This window comes from Candidatus Enterococcus testudinis (assembly GCF_002140915.1).
In the GTDB taxonomy this organism is placed as follows: Bacteria; Bacillota; Bacilli; order Lactobacillales; family Enterococcaceae; genus Enterococcus_D; species Enterococcus_D testudinis.
This window is the reverse complement of record NZ_NGKU01000001.1, coordinates 1,619,538-1,621,400: the sequence shown is the minus strand read 5'-3', so window position 1 is coordinate 1,621,400 and position 1,863 is coordinate 1,619,538. Positions and strand designations below refer to the sequence as shown.

The following is a 1,863-nucleotide window of genomic DNA, read 5'->3' as shown; positions in this document are numbered from 1 at the left end:
TTAGAGAATGTATTGACAAAGCAATGGTATTCCTTTGAAATTAATCGGATAAGTTCTTTAACAACTGTTAGTGAAATATATATTAATGAAGAACGTTTTAAGCATTTAGAGGGAAAATTACCATATACAGACTATTTTGCATCAAATCAAAAGCTTAGTACTCATGATGATGGAGTCACCTTTATAAGTCGTGAAGAGATTATTTCTTCAGGGGAAAGTATACTACAGATTATTCGTACACAGATAACATTGATTTTAGTTATTGCGATTATAGTAGAAGTTGTTTTAATGGCATCGTTAATCAAATTTATCTATGAAGTTAATTTTATATCGATGAAAAGTTTATATTTATCTGGCTTTTCAAAAAAAGAAATACGAACATTGCACTTTGGCTTAAATTCAATTCTTGCGACTATCTTCACTATCATTACCTTTATGCTGGGGCTAATCGTAGTAAGAGTTTTTCTAGATAGTATTATGTTTACATTTACTAATTATGTCCATGTAACAAGTACATTTAGTAATTTTTTTATCACTACTAGTTTCATCTTAACTATATATCTAGTTTTTGTATGTCTGTTTGATAAAAAATTGAAAAGGGAGACGTTTAAATGAAGCGAGTAGTTGTAACTGGTTTAGGGAGTGTTTCTCCATGTGGTAATACCAATGAAGAGATTCTTTCAACAATAAAAAATCAAAATCAATGTTTTGTAAAATCAAAATTTGATGTTGTTGAGTTTTATGGGGAGGTGTCTGAGGGCTACAAAACTAATTTTAATAAAAAACAAATTCGCTATATGGATAAAGTATCACAGTTAGCATTTTGTGCAGGGGAAGCTGCTGTTTTAGATAGTCGTTTAAATTTGAGTGAGCTGAATAAGGTAAGGTGTGGTATATCAATAGGGACGTCTATGGGAGGTTTTCAAACTTTACACACAGAATTGACTGAGTCTGCACTTTATGGGCTGGAAAAAATTAGCTTATTGGGAATGCCTAAATTACTACACAATATGATCGGTGCTAATTTGAGTATAGCTTTTGATTTTAAAGGAGGAGTTTTTACCTATAATAATGCATGTGCGTCATCTGCTACAGCGATTGGAGAAGCTTATAATAAAATACAAAGAAATGAATTTGATGTGATGTTAGCAGGAGGAGCGGAGAGTTGTATTAGCGAACAAGTTTTTAAATCTTTTCATAGGCTAGGAGCAATGTCTACAAGTAAAAATATTGATGAAGCTTCTATTCCATTTTCAAAGGCTAGGAGCGGATTTGTCTTAAGTGAAGGATCAGCTGTTCTAGTTTTAGAAGAGTATGAGCATGCAATTGCTAGAGACGCACCGATTTATTGTGAAATTAAAGGGTATGCTACAACTAGTGATGCATCGTCTTTAGTTGCTCCGAATACTGATGGATTAACACGTTGTATGGAAGAAGCCTTACATGATGCAGAAATAGAAGCACATGAGGTTGAGTATATTAATGCACATGGAACTGGAACACAAGCCAATGATCTTGTAGAAGCGAAGGCAATAAATAGAATTTTTAGCTCTCCATTTGTTTCATCAACCAAGTCTATTCATGGGCATTTGTTAGGAGCAGCAGGAGCATTCGAAGCTTTATTATGCTGCTTAATGATTAAAAATAAGCAATTGTTTCCACAATCCAATGTGTCTTATGCAGATGTAGATCCAGAAATCAATCTTAATTTATTATTGAGTAAATCAATTGAATATGAATGTGGATATATTTTATCTAACTCATTTGCTTTTGGTGGAAGTAATGTTTCTTTAGTATTTTCAAAATGACAATTAATTCTACCAACCCAAAAGTGTATCTGTTCATAGGAGTCTGTAATGTTAA

Annotated in this window: 2 protein-coding genes; both read left to right on the top strand. The window is 32.5% G+C overall.

Annotated features, from left to right (window positions below):
• A partial coding sequence (locus tag A5886_RS07715) for an ABC transporter permease family protein (RefSeq protein ID WP_218776635.1) occupies positions 1-615 on the top strand: 615 nt, incomplete at its 5' end.
• A complete protein-coding gene (locus A5886_RS07710) occupies positions 612-1,808 on the top strand; it encodes a beta-ketoacyl-[acyl-carrier-protein] synthase family protein (protein WP_086274417.1) in 1,197 nt (398 codons plus the stop codon). The genes A5886_RS07715 and A5886_RS07710, both read left to right, overlap by 4 nt.
• Positions 1,809-1,863: the final 55 nt, after the last annotated feature.

Excerpts from the sequence above, each read along its gene's own strand:
- A5886_RS07710 (WP_086274417.1), top strand. The coding sequence starts at position 612 with ATGAAGCGAGTAGTTGTAACTGGTTTAGGGAGTGTTTCTCCATGTGGT.